This window comes from Rufibacter sediminis, assembly GCF_014269285.1.
Lineage (GTDB): Bacteria > Bacteroidota > Bacteroidia > Cytophagales > Hymenobacteraceae > Nibribacter > Nibribacter sediminis.
Genome location: NZ_JACOAF010000058.1, coordinates 66005 through 91763 on the forward strand (window position 1 = coordinate 66005; position 25759 = coordinate 91763).

The following is a 25759-nucleotide window of genomic DNA, read 5'->3' on the forward strand; positions in this document are numbered from 1 at the left end:
ACTGCAGGACGAGGAACGGAGATTCCCTTTTAAGTTTTTGGAATAAAAATCTGTTTTTAGCTTGAATTCTGAAAAACAGGCTTGAAACAAACCTCAGGAAGTTCTTCTACCTGATGAAAGGCCTTAGACGGATATGCGGGAGCATCCCCATGCAAGGCAGATTTCCGTAAGAAAGGAAGCTAACCCTTGAAGGAACCTGCATGAGCTTGTCGTATTATCCAATCACCATCACTCAGATCAAAGAAGAAGTACCAGGTGTAAAGACATTTGTGTTTGGGGGAGAAGAGGCCTCCTCTATCGCTTACCAGCCGGGCCAGTATTTGACTTTGGTGGTGCCAGATGCCAGAGAAGAGGTGAGAAGATCATACTCCATCACTTCCTCCCCGGCTTTGGGTGAGCCCTTGACCATCGGGGTCAAACGCATCGAAAATGGCGTCCTTTCCCGAAAGTTGATTGACACCGCTCAGGTAGGAGACCAGGTGCTGACCATCGGCGCGGCGGGCTTCTTTACCTTACCCGATGATCTGGAGGAGTACCCGCAGGTGTTTTTCTGGGCGGCGGGCAGCGGCATCACACCCATTTATTCTCTGCTCAAAACCATCTTGTACCAGCATCCCGCCCATCAGGTGGTGTTGGTGTACAGCAACCATAGCCCGCAGAGGACTATTTTCTATGAAGAATTACTGCAGCTGCAAGCGCAGTTCACTGACCGCCTTCACATCAGATTCCTGTTCAGCGTTTCGGCCCGCTTAGACGAGGCCAGGTTGCACAAAGATCTTTTGAAGAAGCTGGTTCGTGAGTATATGAAAGTGTCAGTCGCGCAAACATTATGTTATGTTTGTGGCCCCGAGAATTACCGCCGTCTGTGTTTGTATGGGCTGCGCGAGCTAGGAATTCCCGCGCAGAATATCCGGCAGGAGACCTTCAGCACCACCAAGATCCCCACCAAAGAAACCCCACCCGATACAGATCCGCATGCGGTGTTGCTTCGGTACCGAGGCCAGGAGCACCAACTACAGAACCAATATCCCGAAACCATTCTGCAAACGACCCAGAAAGCCGGGATTTCGCTGCCTTACAGTTGTGAGGCCGGGCGCTGCGGCAACTGCGCCGCCACCTGCCTGGAGGGCAGCGTCTGGATGTCGTACAACGAAGTGCTGACGGAGAAAGAAGTAGCCCGCGGTTTAGTGTTGACCTGCGTAGGGCATGCCGTGGGAGGCGATGTGGTCATTGAGGTTCGCTAACGTTGTTTTGCGGCTGGTTTCAGGAAAAGAGCCGCAAAACGTAACCGTAAAGGGCAGCCACTTTGACGAAGCGGCTGCCCTTTACGGTTACAGGATCTCTCTGCGAGAGGAAGATAAACGATGGAATCAGTTTTCCAAGCCAACATGTAGCAGCCAGTCCAGTGCGGGGGTTACCTCCTCAAACATTTTGATCTGGAACTTGTCCCCGATGTGCTGGTGCAGTTGATGGAAAGACATCTTCCCGTAGATACCGGGGGCCAGCACCTGGCTCATGTACTGCAGGCCCAGCTCCATGACTCTAGGCGTCCAGAACTGCACAATCCAGTCATTGGCGATGTCCCAGGGCCCAATCAGTTCTTTGTGGTCATTTAACAAGCGGGGGCAGGGCTGCTCCTCCAGCATTTTGATATAATAGGTTCCGCCTTGCTTTACGGTGTCCGGCGTCTGAATACCAATCCAATGCGCATGGATGTAGGCATTGTCGTGGGTGCGTTCGGCAATGAGGAAAACATCTCCATTAGGTTTCTTCAGTTCAACTTTTGACATGGTATATTCATCAAGTAAACGGAGGTGCGGTCTCCGTATGATCTGTTTCGCCTGGATTTTAAGGGTGAAACAGAAAGAGGGTACAATATAAAACAGAAAAAAGTGGCCTATGTTTTATTTACAGGCCACTTTTTAAAAAAGTTAGTAAAACGTTACCGCTTGGTCTGCGGCTGCGGCTTGTTCTTGACGTATTTCTCCAGCCACTGGTCCATTTCCCAGAGCATGTGCATGATAGATTCCTTGGCGCCGTATCCGTGGCTCTCGGCGGGCAGGAACACTAGGCGGGTGGTAGCGCCGTGGCCTTTCAGGGCATTGTAGAACCGCTCGCTCTGGATAGGGAAAGTGCCCGAGTTGTTATCGGCCTCGCCGTGGATCATGAGCAAAGGCGTCTTGATTTTATCGGCGTAATTGAACGGCGACATCTTGGCGTACACCTCGGGCGCTTGCCAGAACGTGCGCTCTTCGGCCTGGAACCCGAACGGCGTGAGGGTGCGGTTGTAAGCGCCGCTGCGGGCAATACCGGCGGCAAACAGGTCTGAATGAGCCAACAGGTTGGCCGTCATGAAGGCCCCGTAGGAGTGACCGCCCACCGCCACCCGGCTGGGGTCCGCAATGCCCATTTTGGCGACCTCGTCAATGGCTGCTTTGGCGCTGGCCAGTAACTGCTCCACGTAGGTATCATTGGGCTCGGCGTTTCCTTCGCCCACAATCGGGAAATCGGTGCGGTCCAGCACGGCGTAGCCTCTGGTTACCCAGAACAGGGGTGAACCGTAGTTGATGCGCGTAAACTCATAGGGCGAGTTTTTCACCTGACCCGCCGAGGCCGCGTCTTTGAACTCACGGGGGTACGCCCACATGAGCATCGGTAGACGGCCTTGTTCTTTTTTGTAACCTTTGGGCGTGTACAGCGTGGCCGTCAGCGTGACCCCATCATTACGCTTGTAGGTCAGGAGCTGCTTGTCCACGCCAATCAGTTCCGGCGACGGATGCGGGAACTTGGTGACCGCGGTCAGTTTCTTGGACCCGATTTGGCGCAGGAAATAGTTAGGCGGATCATTTTCTGACTCGCGGCGCGTGATGAACAGCCCTTTCTCCGGATTGATCACATCCACCGGCAGTTCATAGTACGGGGCCTCTGAGCGCCAGAGGATATCGGCTTTTTTGGAGGTCAGGTTGAACTTACTCAGGTACGGCCGGTTACCCTGCGGCGATCCGCCTTCGCTGATCATGTACAGGTTCTGGCCGGTTTTATCCGTCATCAGCACGCTGCGGCCGTACTGGTTTTTGGTCAGTACCGGCGAGCCGGGATCGGAGTACAAGTCTTCATAGGAGCGTTCTACCAGCACCACCGGCTCAGCGCCCGGTTGGCTCGGCTTCACCCGAAGCCGGCGTTCCTGGCGGGTTTTCCACCAGCGTTCGGTCACCAGCGCCAGGTCATTGTTGCCCCAGGTGATGCCACTGTACCGAAGCTTGGTGCCCACCAGCGCTACGGGTTTCTCGGTGAAAGGAGCGGTTTGGGTGTACACGATGTCTCTTACCGGCACGTCTTTCTTGTCATCGCCGCCGTCCTGGGCTTCCACCCAGTACAGAGTGGCCGGCTGATCGGCGCGCCAAGCTACGTTTCTGGGACCAGCGGCCACGGCGTTGAAACCCACCGGAATGTTCTCGCCCAGCGGAATATCAGCGATCTGCTTCACCGTTTTGCCTTGGCGGTCCCAGACCTGCACGGCGTACGGGAACAAGCTGGAAGGCACCAGATACGAGTACGGTTTATGGGTATTGGCCACCAGCACGTACTGCCCATCCGGCGAAACACTGAAGGACCGGATGATGCCTTGCTCCCCCACGTTGGTTTGCTTTCCATCCAGGGAGACTTGCACCAGTTGGCTGGTGAGGTAATAATCAAACAGGGCTTCGTCCTGACGATTTTTGAGCAGATCCTGGTAGGTGCGGGAGGGAGCGGTGCGGCCCAGGTTCTCCTGGATCACGGGTCCTACAGGCGTGGTGTTGCTCTTGGGCGCTTCGCCGCGGGATGGGTTCACCAGTTTCACCAGCAGGTTTTTGCTGTCTGGCGTCCAGCTGAAGGCGTTGCCCCAGGCATCGTTCACGGTGGCGTTGGTGAGTTTACGGGCGGTTCTGTCAGCGGCGTTGATGACCCAGAGCTCAATTCCGTTGGAAACGGTGTTCAGGAAAGCCACCTGTTTTTCATCTGGTGACCAGGTGACATCGGTGATCTTGGCTTTGGCGGGTAATCCCTGGATGGTGAATTCCTGCCCGCCAGATACTTTCTTGAACTTGAGCGAGTGGAATGAGGAACCGCGGCTGGCCCCGTTCACCGCCGGATTAATGCGCAGTCCGCCAATGCGGGCTTCGGGCGCGGCCACTTCTTCAATGGACGGATACCCGGCGCGCTCCATCAGCAGCATCCACTCACCTTTGGAGTCAAATAGAACCGAGGGCGTGGCCGGGGCTTCAATCAGTTTGGCGATGGATTCTGCGGGGCGTTGATAAGGGAGGTTGAGGTCTTTGCCGCCTTGGGCCATGGCTGCCGGGCCCGCCAAAGTTAGGGCCAGCAACCACACCGATAACCGGGAGCGGCCGGAAATGACGTTGTGTAGCATGTCTATGAGGTTGGTGGAAGGATGTAGAAGCTAATATACAACTTCTGCTCTGGGTTTTAGGGCTACTTTGGCGAAAACAGCCCCTAAACGTCATCCAGCCAGCAAACCCACCCGCGCTTACTCCTTCTCTGCTAATGCTTGTTTGTAAAACAGAGCAGGGCGTTGTTTCAGCGGCGTTTTCAGGTATCTGGTTACAAACATCTCCTGACTCTTCGCCTGCATCAAAGCATTTTCCACCTGAGAATTCAGGTTTTCCAGCGGAAGTAACAGCTGCGTGTTGTTCCTGGATTTCACCAGCTGCAGCAGCCGTTTGGCTTCCTGGAACTGCGCCGTGCAGCTGGTGGTCATCTTCCGCAGCTCGGTTTCTGGTTTTACGGGGTAGAACCGTTGGTTTTTGTACCGGGTAAACTGGTTCAGCTGGTCTATGCCGTGGTTGAACGAGGTAACTGCCTGGTTGAAAAGGTCGACGGTTTCGTTGTGTTGGATCACCGCCTGATTTTTCCTCAGATCGTTCAACTGCTCCAGGGCCACGGCCGGAATCATTTTATGGGCCTCCATTCTTCTGATGGTTCCCGCCAGTTGGGCTTTGGGCGAAGCAGCTGCATAGGCGGCCAGGCTGTCCAGGAAAACAAAAGTGCGTTTTGGCCTTGGTGAAGTCGCCTTAGACGATAAAAACTCCTCATAGGTGAGGGGCTGCGGCAGAAACTGCCACAACGGATCAAAGGGAAGATGCGTCTGCACCATGCGGGCGGGAGGCACCATGTAGTACCGCTGGTTGATGCGCGAGACAAAGGTTCCGTTTTCCAGCTGACCGGCTCCCCAGGTAGGATCAAACAGATACCACTGGCCATCTAACTGCGCGGCGCACCAGGCATGCGACCGGGGCGTGGAAGTGCTCCGGGGTACCACAAACCCGGTAATCAGGTAAGACGGAATACCCGTTTGGGCACACAGGGCATGAAACACCTCGGCATAGCCCTGGCACAATGCTTTTCTGGTGGCGAGCGTCTGCGTGATGAGTGCTTGTCTCTCGTAGTACTGTGGCCCCAGGGAGAGAGCCTGCACGTCATAGACCACGTTAGCGGCGAGCCACTGGTAAATGGCCTGTACTTTCTCCTGCGGCGTTTTGTAATGGCGGTTGATGAAGTGGGCTATTCCGTCTACGGATTTCGTTTGCGCGGCCGGAATCACCGGAGCCACAGAGGGCACGGCATAAGAATCCCGGGAGGTTTTCTGCGCGAAAACCTGAAAACACAGCAAAAAGAAGAAAAAAACGGATGCCAGCCGAGCCATGGGGTAAGTGCCTGAAAGGTAGGAATATCTCTGGGATTGTAGCCTCAGAACAGAGACAAAACGGAGAACGTTTCATATTTTGATTTTTCTGAGATACGCCGTGAAGCGCTTTTGAAAATTTTTGGCTTTATACTTGCAGCTTCTTCTGGAGGAGACAAGCTATTAAGAAAATATTATGAAAAGACAGATTGTACAATTACTCTTTTTGGTGATTATGGTGGTGGGCGTGGCTTCCTGCTCCAGCTCTAAAAACACCAGCACGTCCAGGTACCCCAACGGTACCCGTACTTCCAAAAGCCAGCGGACCTCAGACGGGTACCCGGGCATCCTCTTCCCCGACGGCAGAAGAACAACCACCTCCACCAGAGGCCTTCCTCCGGGGCAAGCCAAGAAAGTGTACGGCGACCAATCGGCGCGGGCCTACGCACCCGGGCAGCAGAAGAAAGTCTCCAAAGGTCACGGCAATGGCAACGGAAAAGGACATCACGGCGGCAAAAAGAAAAAAGGGAAAAAATAGTAGATGTGGCCTTATCGGCATTTCTAAATTATAAGAGAGAGGACTTGCGAATAGCAGGTCCTCTCTTGTTTTAACGCAACTTTCCGGGCCTGAAGCGTCACGCCAGAAAACTACCTGTACTGGTCTTCGTAAACAAGTAAAGAACTTAACATTGAAGACTATGGGTATTCTAGATATTTTCAAAGACGATAAAGAAGAAGCAGGCAAAGCGAACAATGTGAACGATGAATATCATCAGCGCAACGCTCCCGGCAATCATCCCGATCCCTCGGCGAAACGTAACATCGGGCTGGGCGGTGCCACTGAGCGGAACGACCAGAAAGACAAGCTGGAGAACCTGCACATTGGCGGGAACGAGCTCACTGGCTACGGTGCCAATGACCCGGACAGCAAAGAGTCTGACACCCAGGGCCCCGGCTTTGAGATGGAAGGCAGCTATGACGCCATGGACGGATCGGCCAATGGCCTGCGCATGAATGACCAACCCCTGGACAGCAAGGACACCAATTCAGACGAAGCAGACTACAACCGGCTGTAACGTACCGCTTCTAAACAGAACGGCCCCGCTCTTAACGCAAGAGCGGGGCCGTTCTGTTTTAGGGCTCTTTTCAGGAAAATCGCCTTTAAACCGGGGATTAGTTTTTAGGATACCACTCGCGCATTCTGACCTCCACGTTCTTTTTACCCGCTTCCACTTGGGTTTTGAAGGCGTTCACGTCGCTGAGGCCGTTCTGGCCCCGGAAATGGTAAGGGTAGATAATCTTCGGTTTAAAGTCCAGCACCGCAGAGGCGGCCTGGTTTACGTCCATGGTGTAGGGGAGGTTCATGCACACGAACGCCACGTCAATGTTCTTCAGGGCCCGCATCTCGGGGATGTCCTCGGTGTCACCGGAAAGGTACACGTTCTTGTTCCCGATGCGCAGCACGTATCCGTTCCCACGGCCTTTGGTGTGCGGCGCGGTGGCAGATTCTGGCAGGTTGTACATCGGGATGGCCTGGATGTTGATGTCCAGTTGTTTGGTAGAGGCGCCGTTGCTGAGTACCACGGCTTTGGCTTTCATGGCATCGGGTAGCTGGTCTACCACGGCTTGCGGGGCTACTACTATGGCCTCGGTGACAGGAAGCGCCTGCAGGGTTTTCAGGTCCAGGTGATCTGGGTGGATGTCGGTGATCAGGATCAGGTCTGGTTTCGCCAGGCCGGTGTACAGCGCGGCACCTCCGTAAGGGTCTACCCAAATGGTCTTGCCGTTCCACTGCAATGCCAACGATCCGTGGGTGACGGGCTGGATGACCAGATCGCCTTTTTCGGTTTTGATCCGGTCGGGTTGGGCCAGGGTTTGGGCCCCGGCCTGTAAGGTGCCAATGCAAAGAAGCAGGAGCAGGAGTTTTTTCATAATTTCTGTTTTTAAGTAGATGTACTGGTGTAGGACAAACTCGCCGAAGGAATGTTTTGAGCTTTTGTACGGCAGCCCCGCGGTAAAGATAAGAGAACCTGTTTTGGGGGCGTTTTTTTAAAAACACCCCCAAAACAGGTTCTCCAGAAAAGCATCAGGAAATTATTCTTTGTTCTTTTTCTTGCGGCCTACCCGCTTGCTGGGTAGCGCCTCAATGTCTGTGTCCTGGGTGCTGAGCAAACCGGCCGGCACCGATAGTTCTCCCGTGTGGAAGTCAAGCAGACCGTTTTTCTCTTCCTCAATGTTGGTAGCTTGGGTGTAGACATCGCCCGCGATCCGGCGCTTGCGGAGCTCCCGCTTAAACGCCCTGATGGTCTCGGTGCGTTCATCGGAACTTTGGGGCCCGCCGTAATCCGAGAATCCAAAGCCGCCCCACTCGCTCACAATTAACGGCGTTTGGCCGCGGTAGAAGTACTGGTCACCAATCACCAGCGGCAGCACCGCCACGCCTTCCATCTCACCCGCGGTCAGTTTGTCCAGCAGCTTTTTCCATTTACCGAGCTTGGGCGTGTACAAGTGGGCCGTTAGAAGATCGGACTTCAGTTTGCCCTCGTAGGAAATATGCTGCCAGCCGTCATTGTCCACCACCAGGAACTGCGGGTACCTGATTTTCATGAAGTGGAAGATGTCCATGATGTACTGCCGGGTCTCGGGGTTGGTGGCGATGTCCTGCGCGCCCCAGTCCTCGTTGTACAGACTCCAGATCACCACCGATGGGTTGGTCTCAATCAGGGCCAGCATGCGCATGAGTTCAATGCGGTGGTTCTCGCGGCTGCGCTTGGTGGAGGAGTGCGGACTGGGCACTTCTACCCAGAGGAGCAGCCCAATCTCATCGGCTAGGTTATAAATACGCGGGTCGATCCCGGCAATGTGCACCCGCACCAGGTTACAACCCAGTTCCTTCATGGCGTACATGTGGCGGCGCATTTCTTCATAAGTGGCGGTACCCGGTTGGTACAGGATGCCGTCAATGTAGATCTCCTTGTTGTTGAGATAGATGTGCCGCCCGCGCGATTCTATCTTGCGTAGCCCGAAGTGGCCCTCAATCTCGGCGGAGTATCCGGTGGAGTCAATCAATTGCGCCTCAAACTGGTACAGATTCGGTTCCTCGGGGCTCCAGAGTTTGGCATTGGGCACTTCAATGGCCACGTACTGCGCTTTCTGCCCACTTTCCAAGCGCAGGTTGAAATCTGAGGTAGCAACGGGCAGTGCCTTGTTGTTTCCATCCCGTTCATAGATGTTCAGGCGGAGGGTGTACTGGCCGGGGTCCTGAATACGGGTGGTGAAGTTGAACCGCACCATGGAATCTTCAATGATGCCCTGCACGCCCACGCGTGAGCGGAGGCGGTTCCGTTCTACAGTTTCAATCCAGACGCTCCGCACGGCGCCGGCATAGGTTTGGTACCAGATACCACCGCGCTTGTACACGTGTGATTCCTGTTTCCCGCGGGGCACTTCGGCGTCCATGCTGTGCGAGATGCGCACGGTGAGCCAGTTCACCGGCAGCAGGTGGTCTTCGTTTATCTCAAAGGAAAAGGAGTTGTACTCGCCGTAATGCACTTCCCCGCCTTCAATGTCGGTGAGCAGGCGGCCGTTGAGCCACACCCTGGTCTCGTACCCGCACGCCCCGAAGGTGATCTGGTAGATGCTTCTTCCGCCGCTTTCCAGTTTCTCGGGCCGGGTGAATTCGCGCTCGTACCAGGCAATGACTTTGTCTTGCCAGGAGGGGGTGTTCAGCGACTCTTTGTTCTGGGCCATGTGTTCTTCCACAGAGCCGGGCCAGTTGGCGGTGTGCTTGTATTTATAGCCCAGGTACCAGGCTTCCTGTAAGCCCCGGTCATCCTGATCCAGGGAGAATTTCCATTCGCCGTCCAGCAGGGAGTAGGTGTTAGGTCTGAGCACTACCCTGGGCAAGGGATTGTCTTCGCTGACGAAAGCCTGTGAGGTATCCTCAAATTCGGCTTCTATAGACTCCTCAATATTTTTTGAAGCAAGCAGCTCTTCTGAACTCTCGGTTACGCTGAGGTTTGGGTGTTTAGAAGTCATAGGTTGTAGATGATTAATAGAGGTACTATTTCTCTTTCCATTCTTAAACGAAGTTTATTTCGGCTAAGGTTGTCTCAGAGGGAAATGAGTTGGGTTAAATACTATTTTCTTTTCCGGGCGCTTTTGGCCTCTTTTTCTATAAACAAGCCTAAAACGCTGATGTTCTTACTTTTACTGGGATGATTGGAGAATATTCATCTTCCGGATGAAAGAATAAAGACTAAACCGCGGGAATTGCCTCTGTTTAGAGAATTAAGTAGAAATAAGAAAAGGGGAAAAGATTACCAACCCAGTTGCGCCTCATTGCTGTTGTGCACCAGCTGCTTAAAAAACAGCGAGTTTATGCCAACGATGGCAATTTAATAGCGATGGGTTGCGACGGTGCGGGAGATTTGCTTATATTCACCTGATTAATTCAAACCCACAAACGAAAAGATGATAAAGTTTAGAACTGCCAAGTACCTTCCTTTCGTGCTGATTGCCGCTTCTGCGTTGAACAGCGCCTGCCAAAAGCAAAGCTCTACTGAAACAGAATCCTCTGAGGCCAAGAGCGAGACTACTGCTGCCGCCAAGGATACTTCCAAGTACCTGTCTCAGCCCCTGATCCCGGGAATGTATACCGCAGATCCGTCAGCGCACGTCTTCAACGGTAAAATCTACATCTATCCGTCGCATGACATTGATGCCGGTACCCCGGAGAATGACAACGGCGACCACTTTGACATGCGCGATTACCATGTCTTCTCCATGGATGATATCAACGGCAAGGTAACCGATCATGGCGTGGCCTTAGACGTGAAGGATGTGGCCTGGGCCAAGCGCCAGATGTGGGCTCCGGATGCGGCGTTCAAGAACGGCAAATACTACCTCTACTTCCCGGCCAAAGACAAGCAGGACATCTTCAGAATTGGCGTGGCTACCTCCACTTCCCCAACCGGTCCTTTCAAAGCAGAGGCGAAACCCATTGACGGTGCCTACAGCATTGACCCAGCCGTTTACACCGATACTGACGGTACCTCTTACATGTACTTCGGCGGAATCTGGGGCGGGCAGTTACAGCGCTGGGCTACCGGCAAGTATGATTCTACCGCCGCTCCTGAGCCAGCCAACGGAGTTGCTTTAGCGCCTAAAATGGCGAAGATGCGCGCCGACATGCTGGGCTTTGATGGTCCGGTGAAAGATGTGCAGATTCTGGACGAGAACGGCAAACCTTTCCCGGCCACGAACCACGACAAGCGTTTCTTTGAAGCGGCCTGGGTGCACAAATATAACGGCAAGTACTACTTCTCTTACTCCACTGGTGACACGCACAACATCGCCTACGCCATCGGAGATTCACCTGCCGGTCCGTTTACCTACAAAGGCGTGCTCCTGAACCCGGTAGAAGGCTGGACCAACCACCATTCCGTAGTGGAGTTCAAAGGCAAGTGGTACCTGTTCTACCACGATGTGCAGAACTCAGGAAAAACCTTCCTGCGCAACGTGAAAGTAACTGAGCTGACCCACAATCCCGATGGTACCATCCAAACCATCACTGCGGTAAAAAGCTAAGTGTAATCAATACCCATGAGTACCAAGGCCCCATCTTTCCTGGAAAGGTGGGGCTTTTCTCTTTTCGCCTTCTTCCGTTTTGGAGCCCTTTTCCGGAAAACACGTCTAAAATCCAAGTACCATTCCCAAGTGATTTACCTCCTGAACGGGCAGGGCAGAAAGCGAAAGACATACAATTGCATCTGATCATCCAACCTGAGAGGGGATGAACGATATCTCTTGCGGTGTTTGTGCAGTAGTAAGTAAACGTGCGTTTTAGAAGTGTTTTCTGAAAACAGCCTTACAACAGAAGAGGCCCGTTTCTCAGGAAACGGGCCTCTTCTGTTGTACGCAACGTGGGGTATATCAATGCATCCATCTGGGGCAAATCACTTTGCCTTTGTTGAAGAGTTTCAGGCCCAGCACTATTTCATGGGTGCCCGAGTTGGCGATGTTTAGCTCCGAGGTGTTGTAATCATAGGAGTAACTGGCATCCATGATGTGGCTGATGTTCACGCCGGCCATGAACGCGAAAGCATCTTTGTTCCGGTAAGAGACACCTGCCCACACCCGGTCGGCGTAGATGGCCCTGAGGTTGGCGTCAAGAGTGCTGGGGCTGGGTTGGTTGAATTTCACCAGCACAGACGGAATGAGGGTGACTTCACGGCCCACGTTGAATTTATAGCCCGCCGTGCCTATGAAATGCTTCTGCAACACGTTGTTGGAGGATTCATCTTCTTCCCCCGGGTTCAGGTCCCGGTCACTCTTGATGAGCTGCGCCCCAGATAAGCCCACAAAGAAGGAGTTGGAGTAGATCCAGGTTCCCAGGCCCATGTCAAAGTAGTTCCGGTTCACATAATCACTGGAGATAGCGGGATCTGACGGATTGGTGAACGTGGCTTTGCTGGGGTTGAAACTGTTCCGCAGGATTCCGGCACTGGCACCCACCGACACCGTAATGCTTCTGGTGATGGGCAGGTGATACGCGTAGGTCAGGTTCACGTTGGTACGGCTCAGCGGCCCCGTCTCATCTTTGATGGCCTGTATTCCCACGCCGTGGTGCGGATACGCCCGTACAAAGCGGTTCTGGTTCACGGTACGCGTGCTGGTGATGCCCTTGCCCACGTTACGCACACTGGAAACTTGCTTGTTCAGAGGCGTATGCACGCTGACATGATACGTTTTGGGAGCGCCTTCCAGCCCCACCCATTGCTGGCGGGTGCCTATCTTCACTTCGGTATAATCTTCTATTCCGGTAATGGCGGGGTTCAGCAGATAACTATTAATCATGTACTGGCTGTATTGCGGCCGCTGTTGTGCCCAGGCGGGAGCAGAAAAGAGCAGCAGAACCAGAAAAGTGCCTAAATATTTCTTCATCTGACTATTTGATAATGGTTATACTGCCCGTGAAAGGTTTCTCATTTTTCTTTAGGCGGATGATGTAGTAGTAAGTGGCCAGCGGCAACGGACTGCCGTTGTGGGTTCCGTTCCAGGGTTGGCTGTACCCGTTCGATTGGAATACCCGAGCCCCGTAGCGGTTGAAGATTTCCACCGTGGCTTCGGGATAGTTTTGGATGTTCTCAATCTCCCATACCTCGTTCGTGCCGTCGCCATTCGGGCTGAAGGTGTTCACAACTCTGATGCGCGGAATAATGGTGATGGCGACTTCATCGGTGGCTTCACATCCAGCCCCGCTGGAAACCGTCACGGTATAGGTGACCGTGGTGACATCGGCACTGCTACCTGCGGGCGTAGCCACCGGGTTAGCGATGTTCGGGTTGCTGAGGCCAGTGGTTGGGGTCCATTTGTAGGTGAGTCCGCCGGTCGCTTTCAACTGAATGGATTGTCCCTGGATGATGGTGGTGTCCCGGCCGGCATTCGCGGAGATTGGCGCAACCGCCACGCGTACTGCCGTTCTGCGTGGGCTCACGCATTCATTGGCACTCACTGCCTCCACATAAAACGTGACATCGTTGGTTAACGGTGGGGTCGAGAATGGAGAGCCGGAACCAATCGGGCTTCCGCCGGTTGCTTCGGTGTACCAAACGTAGGTGAAGGTGGAGCCCGTGGCAGGCAGCACTTCCAGTACCGCTGAACTTCCCTGGCAGGTGCTCACATCGGCCGCTTTCACAATAGGGGCTTGCGGCAGTTCCTCAATGTTGATGAGAATGGCTTCCGCAGACGCTACAAAATCACAATTGGTGTTCCGGTACTTGGCTACTCTTCTGAACCAGGTAGGCTGTGACACGAAAGCCGGCGTGAAGGAGGCACCATTTTTATTGTCGGTGCCTTGGGCAGCGGCCGCCGCTACGAAGCCGGTGGTGGCACTGGTGGTGCTGCTTTGCCACAAGTATTCAATGTCGCCGGAGAGCAGGTTACCGGTGAAAGTTGGGGCATCGCCGCGGCAAACCAGTTCTCGGTCTGCTTCAATCGTGTTCTCACTTGGTTGAATGGTGGGGAGCACCTCAATGATAATCTCGTTGCTCAGGTTAGGGGTATCGCAGCCTTCAAAGGTCACGGTGCGGCGGTACGCGGTAGTTTGCGTCAGAACCGGCGGAGAGTAGCTTTGCTGGGTATTATTGCCTTCAGCGGGGGAGAAATCAGTTTCGCCTACGGCCCGTCTTTCCCAGAGGTAAACCGGCCGGTTGGTGCCCACCGTGGCATCGTTGCCAGTTAAGGCAGTGGGTTTGGTGTCAGCGCAAATGGTTTGGGCGGTACCAATGGTGTTCTGGATGTCCTGCTGGATGATGTTGATGGTAAAGGCACTACGTTCCAGACTCTCGCAGCCATTTTCCACCGCAGTGATATAATATACTGTTCTGCTGTTCACCGGTCCCGCAAAAAAGCTGGGCGCAGGTCCGCTGGTATTCAATGGCGTAGTGCTTGTCTCGGAGGCGTAGAAATTGTAAGCTTTGGAGAAATCATTCCGGCTGGGGGCAATCTCGTAAGTACCACCCACGCAGATAGAGGTCTGCTCTACCTGTAAGAACGGCTTGGCTGGACGGGGTGTAAAGTCAATGTTGATGAGGGTTGGTCCCTGCAAGACATCAGAGAATTCGCATTCGTTGGCGTATACCAAGGAAACTACATAAGATCCCGTTTTCGGAAACGTAAACCTCGGGTTCTCAGCGGTGGGGTCACTGATGGTGGCGCCAGTACCAGACACGATCTTCCATTCAATGGAACCCGGTCTGAGCGTGCCTAAGTTGTAGTCCAGTTTGCCATCCTGGCTTCCTATCAATTGGGAGCCATTAATGGTCAGCAGAGCTCCAGGGGTTAAATCCTCGCATTCACTGATGGTCTGGGGCGAAGCCTGTGGATAGACAATCACCACATTCTCCTCGTGTACATAGCGGCCATCAGACTCAGCGTCTGGATTTTCAGGATCAATGGCATCATCTGGCCCATCAGGATTATTGGGGTCAAAGCAAGCTCCTTTGATGCGCAGTCTGATGGTGTATTGTCCCTTCAGGTTGAACTGGATGATGGGGTTTTCCGAGGTAGAATCGGTTCCTTCAATGAACTTAGCCACGGTGGTGGGCACTGCTTCATCGCTGGAATCTGTGATTTCCCAGGCATAGGTGACTCCGGTGGCGGGGGTAGATTCGTTCTTTAAGGTCACTTTCACCGGAATACCGCAGGTGTCAGCACTCTGGGGTTGCATGCGTTCGCGTTTATCCACGGTGAACTTCGCTTCCTCTTTGTTCACCGTCATGGCCACGGCATCTGAGGTGTCAGCGGCGCAGGAAGGACCCCGTACAATCACGGTGTAACTTCCGGATTCCTCCAGCGGGAAGGTGGGTTGGTTGGCGTTCGGAATGTTGACCCCATCTTTCTGCCACTGGTAAAAGAAGCCGGTTCCGGAAGGAGTAGCGGTCAACGGAGTACCCGAGCAGACGGTGGTTTGAGGTGGGGGAGTGATGGCCGCTCCGCAGGCAGGCGGCGGGGTGGTTTGCCCAAGAAGAATAGAGGAGCTATAGAGATAAATAGCAAATATCAGCAAATAGCCTTTGAAAGAGTGCATTCGGTTTTCTGGAAAAAGTTAGCAACATCAACACAGGAATTCATCAGGAAGAAGGAAACTTTACAGAACTATTGCGTCTGCCTATCCAGAAACAGGTTGCACCCGACTAAGTTGATCTAGATGTAGGAGTGTAGTAATAGTTATATCAAATCGTCTTTCCTCTTAAGTGGATGAACCTCTTGTTATTAATCGTAAAAAAGCAGAATTTATTATACAGCAATATTGAAATAGTAATCAAAGTAAAAGAAACGTAAAAGACTCCTGTTCTGGATTTATAAATTACCAAGCACCAGAAGAATCTTACCCATAAGATAGAAAATCTAACTGGAAAAACAGTGATGAAGCCGGTAGTAGTTGGCTCCAGTTCTTGTTCTCACGACAGCTTCCTACTGCTGGAAAAGAAAAGGCTTTTCTCCCTCTTTCATGCGTACTCTTTCTCTGATCTTTTGTTGTACCTGCTTGTGCTAAAACTATGATAAAAATCTGAGGTATTTATCCTTTAAGCTTAAAAAAGCCATTAAAAATCGTGATTTAATTCAATTAATAGGTTGTGATTGACGGAATGGCATCTCCTCAGATATGTTTGTTGGTAGGTAAGATACGTGAAAGAAGAGAATTCTAAAAGAGAGAAGAGGAGTATAGAAAGCAGAAAGAGCTTGTCATGAACTAGTTCGCTTAAGTTGCCTGTGTAACGTAAGCCGCATATAGTGGAAGATTTTTGCTTGTTGAAAGCGGGTAGAGCATGCAAAGCTAACTTTGATTTGAGGCCGTTTTCTGAAAAAAGGCCCTAAAACAGAACGCCCTTCCGGCTACCTAGCCGGAAGGGCGTTCTATTAAACACCTGATGATGTTATTTCAGGTTAAGGTCGGTGATGATGTGTTGGATCTTTTCATTCAGCTTCTGGCCTACCTGGTCAAATTCATCGGCGGAAGCCAATGGTTCGCGTACACTGAAATAGAACTTGATCTTGGGCTCGGTGCCGGATGGTCTGGCCGATACCTTGGTGCCATCTTCGGTGAGGAACTGGAGCACGTTGGAGCTTTCCAGGCCGGTGGCGCTTTCCTCGCCGGAGCGCAGGTTTCTGCGGAAGCCGGTTTTGTAGTCAATCAGCTCTACCACCTCAGAACCCGCTATGGTTTTAGGCGGATTCTCGCGCAGTTCCTGCATCATCTCCTGGATTTCCTGCGCCCCGCGGTGACCTTTCTTCGTTAGGGAAATCAAGTCTTCCTTGTAGAACCCAAATTCCTGGTACATCTGGATCATGAGCTCATACAGGCTCTTGCCCTGATCTTTGGCGGCCGCGGCCATCTCCGCGATCATGGCGCAGGAAGATACCGCGTCCTTGTCGCGCACGAAATCACCCACCAGGAAGCCGTAGCTTTCCTCGCCGCCGCAGATGTACTGAGCCTGGCCTTCTTTCTCGCGCATGATGGTGGCGATGTACTTGAAACCGGTCAAGGTCTCGTAGCAGTCCACCCCGAAGCCTTCGGCCACGCGGTTGATTAGGTCGGTAGTTACAATGGTGTTCACCACGTACTCTTTGCCGGTAAGTTTGCCTGCTTTTTTCCAGGCTTGCAGAATGTAATAGGTAAGCAGGGCGGCCGTCTGGTTTCCGTTGAGGAGCACAAACTGGCCTTTCAGGTCACGTACGGCAATGCCCACGCGGTCAGCATCGGGGTCGGTGGCTAGCACCAACTCAGCGTTCAGCTCCTCGGCTTTCTGCATGGCCAGGTTCATGGCGTCTTTTTCCTCAGGGTTCGGGTACACCACGGTGGGGAAGTTGCCGTCCGGCGTGGCCTGCGCCTCCAGCACGTGCACATTCGTGAACCCGAAACGCTCCAGCGCGCGCGGCACCAGCGTAATACCCGTTCCGTGGATAGGCGTGAAGACGATGCTCAAATCCTTCTGCCGCTTGATCATCTCCGGATCTACAGAAAGCGTGGCCACTTTGTCCAGATAGGCTTGATCTAACTCGTCCAGAATGAATTCTACGTTGGCCTCGTTGCGTTCAAACTTCACCTGATCCAGCGAAGTGATTTTGTTTACCTCGGCAATGATGTTTTTATCGTGCGGAGCGGTTACCTGACCACCATCGTTCCAATACGCTTTGTAGCCGTTGTATTCCTTGGGGTTGTGCGAAGCTGTTAACACCACGCCGCTCTGGCAACCCAGGTGCCGGATGGCGAAGGACAACTCAGGCGTAGGCCGAAGCTCGCTAAAGAAATACACCTTGATGCCGTTGGCGCTGAACACATCGGCCACCACGTTGGCGAAATATGGGCTGTTATTGCGGCTGTCGTGCGCGATGGCCACGCTGATGGACTGGCCCGGGAATGATTTTAATAGGTAGTTGCTCAGGCCCTGCGTAGCCATGCCCACGGTGTAGCGGTTCATGCGATTGCTGCCCACGCCCATGATGCCGCGCAAGCCGCCGGTCCCAAACTCCAGGTCTTTGTAGAAGGAATCGGTGAGGGTGTCGGCATCCTGGCTGTCAATGAGGCGTTGCAGTTCGGTCTTGGTGTCCTGGTCATAGGCACCTTCTAACCAGGTGTTTACCTTGGTCAATACGGCTGGCTCCAGCGATAGATTGTTATTCATAGTTCTGTAGTAAAAGGCGAAAGCGTTTTAGGGCAGATTTATGGAAATCAGTCCCAAAACGGCTTTCCAGGTTTATAGGTTACCCCGTAGGGCTTGTTCACGTTCAATTGATTCAAACAGCGCCTTAAAATTTCCTTTACCGAAGGATTTGGCTCCTTTCCGCTGGATGATCTCATAGAAAACTGTAGGCCGGTCTTCTACGGGTTTGGTGAAAATCTGCAGCAGATACCCTTCGTTGTCGCGGTCCACCAGAATGTTGAGGTCCTGCAGCGGTTTCAGGTCTTCGTCTATGTGGCCTACGCGCTCCAGCAGGTCGGCGTAATAGGAGCTGGGCACGCTCAGGAATTCCACTCCGCGCCGGCGCAGTTCGCCCACGGTCGTCACTATATCATCCGTGGCGATGGCGATGTGCTGCACGCCGGGGCTGTGGTAATAGTCCAGGTACTCTTCAATCTGCGATTTCTTCTTGCCCTCGGCGGGTTCGTTGATCGGGAATTTCACGTACCCGTTGCCGTTGCTCATTACCTTGCTCATAAGCGCCGAGTACTCCGTGGAGATGTCTTCGTCGTCAAAGGTCAGCAGCAACTGGAAGCCCATCACCTTGGCGTAGAAATCTACCCAGGTGTTCATCTCGCCCCAACCCACGTTGCCCACGCAATGGTCTACGTGCTTCAGGCCCACGGGGGCTACCGGCACCGGGCTTTTACGCGGCTGGAAACCGGGCATGAACGCCCCGGTGTAGTTCTTGCGCTCCACAAAGGTGTGGATGGTCTCGCCGTAGGTATAAATGGAAGCGATTTTCACCTCACCATATTCATCGGTCAGGGTTTGGGGTTCGCTCGCCGGTTTGGCTCCGCGGCTAACGGTTTCTTCAAAGGATTTATAGGCGTCGTCTACCCACAGGGCCATCACTTTCACGCCATCGCCGTGCAGCCGCACGTGTTCTGAAATAGCCGAATCTGGCAGGAGGGAGGTGGTGAGCACAAACCGGATCTTACCCTGTTGCAGTACATAGGAGGCGCGGTCACGCACCCCGGTCTCGGGTCCGGCGTAGGCCACCAACTCAAACCCGAACGCACTTTGGTAGTAGTAGGCGCTCTGTTTGGCATTGCCCACGTAGAACTCGATGTAATCTGTACCGTTGAGGGGTAGAAAATCTATTGACTCAGCCATAGAAGAGGTTTTGAAGTAAAACTCTGGTGGAAATGACAGTTTTTTGTAAAAATAGAATAATTGCCGAGGAAAGAAAATAGGTTTTTAGCACAGGGATTTGGCCCGTCTACTTGGAAATAGCCGCAGATGTTATAAAATTTGTAAAAAATAAGAACGCATGAATATCCAGGAACTGAATAAAGCGCTGGTCACTATAATCCAGAAGAAGCAGGAGCTAAGCAAACTCTCGTACAACGACAACCGCTACGACGATGTGGAGGAGGAGCTGCACGATTTGGAAGATGAGTTCAACGATAATTTCGGGGAGTACCTGGAAGACGTACTAGGCGATGTGCACATGAAGATCTGCCCGGACACCGATGTCCTGCTCCCCACCGCCTACCTACCCGAAACCCTGAACGCTGATGAGCTGAACGGCAAGCAAGGCGTATGGGTAGAAGCCGATGCGTACCCCAACAAGGAAGCGCGCCTGGTATTGGTGCCCAGCCCTACCCGCCTGATTCTAAGCGTAGGCAAAAACGTGCGCGAAGAAGTGTGGAACGCTGATATTTAGTCTGCCTTTAGTCTTTAAGGGAAAATCTGCGAATAGAAATACGGCTCCTGCTTAGCAGGAGCCTTTTCTGTTTTGGGGCTGTTTTTCTGAAAATATGCTGGAAATGAAGTTTTCTCCCCTATAAAGCAAGAGCGCCGGACCTCAGAAGATCCGGCGCTCTTGCTTTATAAGAACTGACTATTTCTAATAGTTAACAGCTTAAAATCCCAACTTCTCCCGAACCCGCTTGAGTACCGGACCGCCAATGGCGCGGGCTTTGGCGGCACCTTCGGCTAGTTTGGAGTCTACTTCGGCCAGGTTGCTCATGTAGTAGTTGAAGCGTTCGCGGGGCTCGGCGTATTTGGTGATGATGAGGTCATAGAGTGCCTGTTTGGCGTGGCCGTAGCCGTAGCCACCCGCCAGGTAGTTCTGGCGCATGGTTTCCGTCTGCTCCTCAGAAGCCACCAGCGAGTAAAGCCGGAAGGTGTTGTCCGTAGCCGGGTCTTTGGGATCTTCCAGGGCCTTGCTGTCAGACACGATGCTCATGATGCGTTTGCGCAGTTCTTTGTCGGGCAGGAAGATGTCAATGGTGTTGCCGTAAGATTTGCTCATCTTCTCGCCGTCAATGCCGGGCACCGTCATCACGTTTTCGTCTACCTTCGCCTCGGGCAGCACAAAGGTCTCGCCGTAAATATGATTAAAGGAGCTGGCCACATCGCGGGTGATCTCCAGGTGCTGGACCTGGTCTTTCCCTACCGGCACAAACTCAGCATCGTAGAGCAGAATGTCTGCGGCCATGAGAATAGGGTAGGTGAACAGACCGGCGTTCACATCAGACAAGCCACGGCGCGCCGATTTGTCTTTGAAGGAATGCGCGTTGGCCAGCATGGGATACGGCGCGAAGCAGCTCAGATACCAGGTCAGTTCCGTTACCTCGGGCACGTCTGACTGGCGGTAGAAAATGTTGGCCTCGGTGTCAAACCCAAAGGCAAGCCAGGCGGCGGCCACGGCGTAGGTATTCATCCGGCGCTCCTGCGCATCCCGGATGGAAGTGAGGGAATGTAAGTCGGCGATGAAATAGAGCGAGTCGTTTCCAGATTTCCTGGAAAGCTCTATTGCGGGGAGAATGGCTCCCAGCAGGTTACCCAGGTGTGGGCGGCCCGTGCTTTGGATGCCGGTAAGAATTCGTGCCATGTTGTACAGAATATTTGTACAAAGAAAGCGATTGGCGGGCAAACGGGAAAGATTTTCTGTTTCAGCCCTGTTTTTCGGAAAACGGCCCCAAAGCAGATTCACTCAGATAATGGTTGATGAGGGCGCTCACCTCGGCCGCCCGACTCATGACCATCAGGTGTTCCCCGCCTTTCAGGAGGTGGATATGAGAGTAGTTAGGTACCGGCAGAATCTTGTCCCGGTCGCCGTGAATCACCACTGCCTTTACGGGAGGTGCCTGGTGACGCCATTGCAGGATCTGGTTCAATGACCAGCGCAGGAAAGGAACATCGGTCTCCTCTAGAATGGATTTCAGGATATGTTTCTCCTGCCTGGAATGTGCCCCGAATGCCCAATACGCCGGAACGACCCACTTCTTAAACATGCCTAGCGGAAGCCATTTCTGCAGTTGCAATGCGCCGGCTAACCTATAATGAAGAGGCAGTTCGCGGGTATTGGTCAGGCTGGACAAAAGAATCAATCGGTTGACGGGCATTTGTTTGGCCATCTCCTGCACCATCATTCCCCCAAAACTCAGACCCAGCAACACGGGCGGCTCCTGGCCGGGTTCTATCTGGCGGATGAGTTTAGCCGCATACGAAGCCATCGTATCCTCCGGGTCGGGTGTAATCCAGTGAATCACCCGGGGCTGGGGATGTTCTAACGTAAGGAACTGAAACAAGCGCTCATCCGCACAGAGGCCGCTCAGCAGGTACAGGGGAGGTGGGGACACAGGAGGCACAATTGTCTGGGCTAACGAATTCAATCTTTGGCGATAAAGGTATCAAAGGGCACCTCCCGGTCACTTGCCAGATAGCGGTCAATGATGGAGTGTGACACGTATAGGAGGGGAGTGAGCACCACCGCCACCGTGAATTTGTACAGGTAGTTGATGACCGAAACGGAGAGCACCGTTTTAAGATCCCAATCCCCGAAGAGGTAAAAGGCGATGTAGAGCACCACCACCGTATCCACCAACTGTGAGACCAGGGTAGAGCCGGTGGCCCGGAGCCAGATTTTGCGGCTCCCGGTCAGGTGCTTCAGCCAATGGAACACGTGGGCATCCAGCAGCTGCCCCACCAGAAACGCCACCAAAGAACCCACAATAATGCCCAATCCCTGCCGGAACACCTTGTTAAAGGCATAATTCATGTCAAAGCTGGTGCCGTTGGGGCCTTGGCTGTTGATGTCTTGCCAGAACTGCGCCGGAGGCAGGGCCGTGGCCACCACGATGACCAGAAAAGCATACGCAATCAGGGCGGCCGTTAAAAAGCTAATCCGTTTCACGCTCTCCTTCCCGAAGTACTCGTTGATAATATCGGTGGTGATGAAAACCACCGGCCAGATGATCACGCCCGCCGTCAGGTTGAAGTCCAGTTTCGTGCCCATTACCGGAATCTGAGCCCCGGAAAGACCAAACACTCCCTCACCCGAGAAAATCTTCACCCCGATCAACTCCGCCAGCAGCGCGTTTGTGAGGAAAATACCGCAGAGCACCATGAAAAGCTGCCGTTTCTTGTAGCCCATGCCTGATGTAAAAGAAGAAGGATGCTGCATTGCTTGGGAAGACAAAAGAGGATGTAGATAGAAGCAACTGTAAAGATGGAAGAAAGCGCTCAATAAGCAAGATTTGTCTGAGCCGGGGTTTTAAGGCTGATTTCTTGAAAAGGCCTTTAAAATGGACAAGTCAGTTAGGATGTAAACGTAAGGGGATACGACAAGACAAAACTATGGGAACGCTATGAATGGCAGGTGTAAACACCCCTCTAACTCCCCTGAAGGGGAGAATCTTATCTGGAATGCGTGGAAGACGCAAGGTATTGCGTCTCTACAAAGAAGATATTCCAAGCATAAAATAAATTTCAAGGGTTTTAAAACCTGCGAGGTCTAAGGCGTTCATTCCTACGCATTGCTGCATACCAATCTACGCATTGCCTTTTCCAGCCTTTCGGGTGAGCGCCTTTGTTTTAGACCTGGTGCCGCGCATGCGGCAGGCCTACTGGCCAAGGCTAAAACAAAGGCGCTCACCCGGAAGGCGGGGCCTCGCGGCCGTGAGCGCACGGAGGGAACCATACAACAACCAAGCTCACAAACACACGCCAACGGCGGTCCTTCGCTAGCGCAAACGGATTATGTGCACCGCAAAGAAACAGTTATCCGCCTAACAAGGCAGAACAGGCATCATCACTACATTTCCGTTTCAGGGCCAAAAAACTCAAAACGCATCAAAAACAGAAAATGAAAGAATGGGATGAAAGGTCTACTATTCTAACACACTAATGGTCTTCCCCTCAGTGGCCAACGCCGTGTTGGGGAAAATGGATTGGGCTTCTTCCAGCAGAGGCGTGAGGTCTTTGTAGCGCGCCGAGAAGTGCCCGATGAGCAATCGCCGGACCTGGGCTTTCTGCGCTAGGGTGGCGGCTTGAGCGGCGGTACTATGAAAGGTGTGGGTGGCGCGCTGCTCCAGATCACTCAGAAAAGTGGACTCATGGTAGAGCAGGTCTACTCCCTTCACGTAAGGCAGAATGTCTTCTTTGTACTTGGTGTCTGAACAGTAGGCGTAGCTGCGGCTGCGTTTGGGCTCGGTGGTCACGTCCTGGTTGCGCACCAGAATCTCGCCCTGCTCGTTGCGGATGTCCTCGCCCCATTTAAGCCGTACCAGCTGCGGAGGCGTCAGGAACTCCGGGAGTTTTCCTTTGAGTAAGTGACGGGGTTTGGGTCTTTCCCTGAAAAGAAAGCCGCAGCAAGGTACCCGGTGCTGCATGGGCAGCGAGTGCACCGTCATGTGCTTGTCCTCAAAGATTTTTTTGTGAACGGTGGTGTCCACTTCCACAAAGTTGATGGGGTAGGGAAGTTGGGTTCCGCCGTACTTGAATTGGAGGGTGATGATCTCGGCCAGACCTTTGGGGCCGAAGAGGTTGAGGTGACCGGTGCGCTGCTGCAGGTGCATGGTAGAAAGCAGGCCTGCCAAGCCAAAGTAATGGTCACCGTGGAGGTGACTGATAAAGATGTTACAAATGCGCTGATGCTTTACTTTGTAACGCATCAGCTGCATTTGTGTACCTTCGCCGCAATCAATCAGGTTGATCTGATTGCCCACTGTAAGCAGTTGGGCTGTATGATTTCGTTCAAAAGACGGGGTGGCAGAGGAGCTCCCAAGTATTTTCAGCTCAAAGTCCAAACTGCAGCCCGCTAATGATCTATTCTTCTTTTTTGGTTAGATCGCTCTCAATCTCGTGCAGAAAAACGCGGTCAATGCCTTCTTCTACGGTTGGCAGAATGTTCAGCACAGACTCCAGTTTAGAGATGGTGATCAGTTTGGTTACGTGTTCTTGCAAGCCGGTAAGAATAAGAACTCCCCCAGAAGAATTGCAAAGACGGTTCGCAATCAGGATAGAGGAAAGTCCGGAAGAATCGGTATATTTTACGTTGGTAAGATCCAGGATCAGGTTAGTAATACCTTCTGCATTCAACTTCACAAACTCAGACTTCAAATCAGGCGCGATTGTCGTGTCCAGTTTTTTTTCATCTATGGTGATGATCGTGTAATTCTCTTTTTTATCAATTGTGTACTTCATAAGTAACAGCAAAAAGGTTTAGAGTGCGAATCTACCAATTTTTGGCGGAATATCTTTAACAATGTAATCTAAAAAATGTTTGCTGCAATGCTTTCCTGCAGCGTATGTGGTTGACTGGCATAATCTTGCGGAACAAACTTTTTGCCTAGCAACTGTTCGTATAATTCTATGTAACGCTGAGAGATCTCGGTTATTTTGGAATCCGTCATCTCCGGTACCTGCTGTCCTTCTTTTCCCTGGAAACCATTCTCAATGAGCCATTGACGTACAAACTCCTTTGAAAGTTGCCGTTGGGTTTCCCCGCTTTCCTGCCGCTCTTGATAACCCTCTGAGTAAAAGAATCTTGACGAATCAGGCGTATGGATTTCATCTATCACATAAATGATGCCATCTGCTTTCCCGAACTCATATTTTGTATCCACCAGAATCAAGCCACGCTCGGCGGCCAGCTCAGTGCCGCGTTTGAACAGTGCTCTGGTGTAGGCCTCCAACTGGACATAATCCTCTTCGGCCACAATGCCTTGGCGCAGGATTTCCTCGCGGGAGATGTCTTCATCGTGACCTTCGGCGGCTTTGGTGGTAGGAGTGATGATGGGTTCCGGAAAAGGATCGTTCTCGCGCAGTCCCTCGGGCAAGGTTACCCCGCAGAGGGTACGTTTTCCGGCACTGTATTCGCGCCAGGCATGACCCGCCAGATAGCCTCTGATTACCATCTCCACTTTGAACGTCTCGCACTGCCGGCCAATGGTCACGTTGGGAGCCGGTTGGCTCAGCACCCAGTTGGGCACCACGTTGGCGGTGGCTTCTAAGAAGGACGCGGCAATCTGGTTCAGGACTTGTCCTTTATAGGGAATGGCCCGCGGCAGCACCACGTCAAACGCCGAGATGCGGTCTGTGGCTACCAGGGCTAACTTGTCTTTGAAATAGTAAACGTCCCGAACCTTGCCCCGATAAAAACCGGTTTGTTCTGGAAAATGGAAATTGGTTTCTTTTAAGGCTTGCATAGCAGATGACTAACAGCGGCAAAGTTAGGAAAGGATAGAGAAGAGGCAAGATTATTTCAAATCAGGGTACTACCTTTCGCCGGACACCATTTACTAACAATTGTTTGTATTTGAAAATATTTCTCAAACTTTTTTGAAATTTATTTGCGGATAAAGATTTCGTTGATAGATTTGCAGCATCAAGTCAATTATTCCGGTAGTTGATTTATAAAGAAGAGCGGAGAGACAGGCTCAATGAAGCTCTAGCAACCTACCAACCGTGTAAGGTGCTAATTCCTGATCCCAGGGGACATATTGCCACCTGGGGAATATAAATTGATACGAAGATGGAAAAACAATTCAACGCCACTTCTGACAATGCAGCGCCGCGCCTGACCATGGCGGCA

The 25759-nt window shown here is 52.6% G+C and carries 20 protein-coding genes and 1 riboswitch; of the genes, 5 read left to right on the top strand and 15 right to left on the bottom strand.

All coding sequences use genetic code 11. From position 1 onward, the window contains the following. Window positions 1–200: 200 nt before the first annotated feature. The gene (locus H7U12_RS21055; protein WP_186641900.1) at window positions 201–1244 is read left to right on the top strand and encodes a 2Fe-2S iron-sulfur cluster-binding protein; all 1044 of its coding nucleotides are present in this window, start codon (window positions 201–203) and stop codon (window positions 1242–1244) included. A 126-nt stretch (window positions 1245–1370) separates the two neighbouring features. Here the strand turns inward: H7U12_RS21055 and H7U12_RS21060 are convergent, their stop codons facing one another. The 3 genes from H7U12_RS21060 to H7U12_RS21070 all read right to left on the bottom strand — a co-directional run bounded on the left by H7U12_RS21060 (window position 1371) and on the right by H7U12_RS21070 (window position 5704). Next, complete coding sequence (locus H7U12_RS21060) at window positions 1371–1790, bottom strand: hypothetical protein (protein WP_186641901.1); 420 nt, start codon at window positions 1788–1790, stop codon at window positions 1371–1373. A 152-nt stretch (window positions 1791–1942) separates the two neighbouring features. Next, window positions 1943–4411 (bottom strand): S9 family peptidase, encoded by a 2469-nt coding sequence (locus tag H7U12_RS21065; protein ID WP_186641902.1) that lies wholly within the window; start codon window positions 4409–4411, stop codon window positions 1943–1945. 117 nt (window positions 4412–4528) lie between these two features. Then, entirely contained in the window at window positions 4529–5704 is a 1176-nt protein-coding gene (locus tag H7U12_RS21070; protein WP_186641903.1) for a transglutaminase domain-containing protein, read from the bottom strand. Window positions 5705–5879: 175 nt separating this feature from the next. Here H7U12_RS21070 and H7U12_RS22735 point away from each other — a divergent pair, with 175 nt between their 5' ends. Both H7U12_RS22735 and H7U12_RS21080 read left to right on the top strand, forming a co-directional pair. Further along, window positions 5880–6221, top strand: a complete 342-nt coding sequence (locus tag H7U12_RS22735) for a hypothetical protein (protein WP_186642099.1) — start codon at window positions 5880–5882, stop codon at window positions 6219–6221. A gap of 160 nt (window positions 6222–6381) precedes the next feature. Next, window positions 6382–6759 carry a hypothetical protein gene (locus H7U12_RS21080; RefSeq protein ID WP_186641904.1) on the top strand — a complete coding sequence of 126 codons (378 nt, stop codon included), beginning with the start codon at window positions 6382–6384 and terminating at the stop codon, window positions 6757–6759. Window positions 6760–6856: 97 nt separating this feature from the next. Here the strand turns inward: H7U12_RS21080 and H7U12_RS21085 are convergent, their stop codons facing one another. Then, window positions 6857–7615, bottom strand: a complete 759-nt coding sequence (locus H7U12_RS21085; protein ID WP_186641905.1) for an MBL fold metallo-hydrolase — start codon at window positions 7613–7615, stop codon at window positions 6857–6859. A gap of 162 nt (window positions 7616–7777) precedes the next feature. Further along, complete coding sequence (locus H7U12_RS21090; protein WP_186641906.1) at window positions 7778–9721, bottom strand: glycoside hydrolase family 2 protein; 1944 nt, start codon at window positions 9719–9721, stop codon at window positions 7778–7780. 435 nt (window positions 9722–10156) lie between these two features. On the opposite strand from H7U12_RS21090, the gene H7U12_RS21095 reads away from it, so the two are divergent. Next, window positions 10157–11272: a glycoside hydrolase family 43 protein gene (locus H7U12_RS21095; RefSeq protein ID WP_186641907.1), complete on the top strand. Its 1116-nt coding sequence runs from the start codon at window positions 10157–10159 to the stop codon at window positions 11270–11272. A 345-nt stretch (window positions 11273–11617) separates the two neighbouring features. Here H7U12_RS21095 and H7U12_RS21100 read toward each other — a convergent pair whose 3' ends face one another. The 4 genes from H7U12_RS21100 to hppD form a co-directional block, all read right to left on the bottom strand. Next, a complete protein-coding gene (locus H7U12_RS21100) occupies window positions 11618–12628 on the bottom strand; it encodes a PorP/SprF family type IX secretion system membrane protein (protein ID WP_186641908.1) in 1011 nt (336 codons plus the stop codon). A gap of 4 nt (window positions 12629–12632) precedes the next feature. Next, complete coding sequence (locus H7U12_RS21105; RefSeq protein ID WP_186641909.1) at window positions 12633–15275, bottom strand: Ig-like domain-containing protein; 2643 nt, start codon at window positions 15273–15275, stop codon at window positions 12633–12635. A gap of 850 nt (window positions 15276–16125) precedes the next feature. Then, window positions 16126–17874: a phospho-sugar mutase gene (locus H7U12_RS21110; protein ID WP_186641910.1), complete on the bottom strand. Its 1749-nt coding sequence runs from the start codon at window positions 17872–17874 to the stop codon at window positions 16126–16128. Between the two features lie 72 nt (window positions 17875–17946). Beyond that, complete coding sequence (gene hppD / locus H7U12_RS21115; protein WP_186641911.1) at window positions 17947–19047, bottom strand: 4-hydroxyphenylpyruvate dioxygenase; 1101 nt, start codon at window positions 19045–19047, stop codon at window positions 17947–17949. Between the two features lie 157 nt (window positions 19048–19204). On the opposite strand from hppD, the gene H7U12_RS21120 reads away from it, so the two are divergent. After that, on the top strand, window positions 19205–19600 hold the full coding sequence (locus tag H7U12_RS21120; RefSeq protein ID WP_186641912.1) for a hypothetical protein: 396 nt from the start codon (window positions 19205–19207) through the stop codon (window positions 19598–19600). 198 nt (window positions 19601–19798) lie between these two features. On the opposite strand, the gene trpS is transcribed toward H7U12_RS21120, so the two are convergent. The 6 genes from trpS to H7U12_RS21150 all read right to left on the bottom strand — a co-directional run bounded on the left by trpS (window position 19799) and on the right by H7U12_RS21150 (window position 25373). Beyond that, window positions 19799–20773: a tryptophan--tRNA ligase gene (gene trpS, locus H7U12_RS21125; protein WP_186641913.1), complete on the bottom strand. Its 975-nt coding sequence runs from the start codon at window positions 20771–20773 to the stop codon at window positions 19799–19801. Window positions 20774–20834: 61 nt separating this feature from the next. Continuing rightward, the gene (locus H7U12_RS21130) at window positions 20835–21524 is read right to left on the bottom strand and encodes an alpha/beta fold hydrolase (RefSeq protein WP_186641914.1); all 690 of its coding nucleotides are present in this window, start codon (window positions 21522–21524) and stop codon (window positions 20835–20837) included. Window positions 21525–21553: 29 nt separating this feature from the next. Continuing rightward, window positions 21554–22348 carry a queuosine precursor transporter gene (locus H7U12_RS21135; protein ID WP_241749604.1) on the bottom strand — a complete coding sequence of 265 codons (795 nt, stop codon included), beginning with the start codon at window positions 22346–22348 and terminating at the stop codon, window positions 21554–21556. 706 nt (window positions 22349–23054) lie between these two features. Beyond that, window positions 23055–23972: a ribonuclease Z gene (locus H7U12_RS21140; protein ID WP_186641916.1), complete on the bottom strand. Its 918-nt coding sequence runs from the start codon at window positions 23970–23972 to the stop codon at window positions 23055–23057. Window positions 23973–23991: 19 nt separating this feature from the next. Further along, on the bottom strand, window positions 23992–24369 hold the full coding sequence (locus tag H7U12_RS21145; RefSeq protein ID WP_062545662.1) for an STAS domain-containing protein: 378 nt from the start codon (window positions 24367–24369) through the stop codon (window positions 23992–23994). A gap of 68 nt (window positions 24370–24437) precedes the next feature. After that, the gene (locus H7U12_RS21150; protein ID WP_186641917.1) at window positions 24438–25373 is read right to left on the bottom strand and encodes a phosphoribosylaminoimidazolesuccinocarboxamide synthase; all 936 of its coding nucleotides are present in this window, start codon (window positions 25371–25373) and stop codon (window positions 24438–24440) included. A 202-nt stretch (window positions 25374–25575) separates the two neighbouring features. After that, window positions 25576–25690, top strand: a riboswitch (SAM riboswitch). Window positions 25691–25759: the final 69 nt, after the last annotated feature.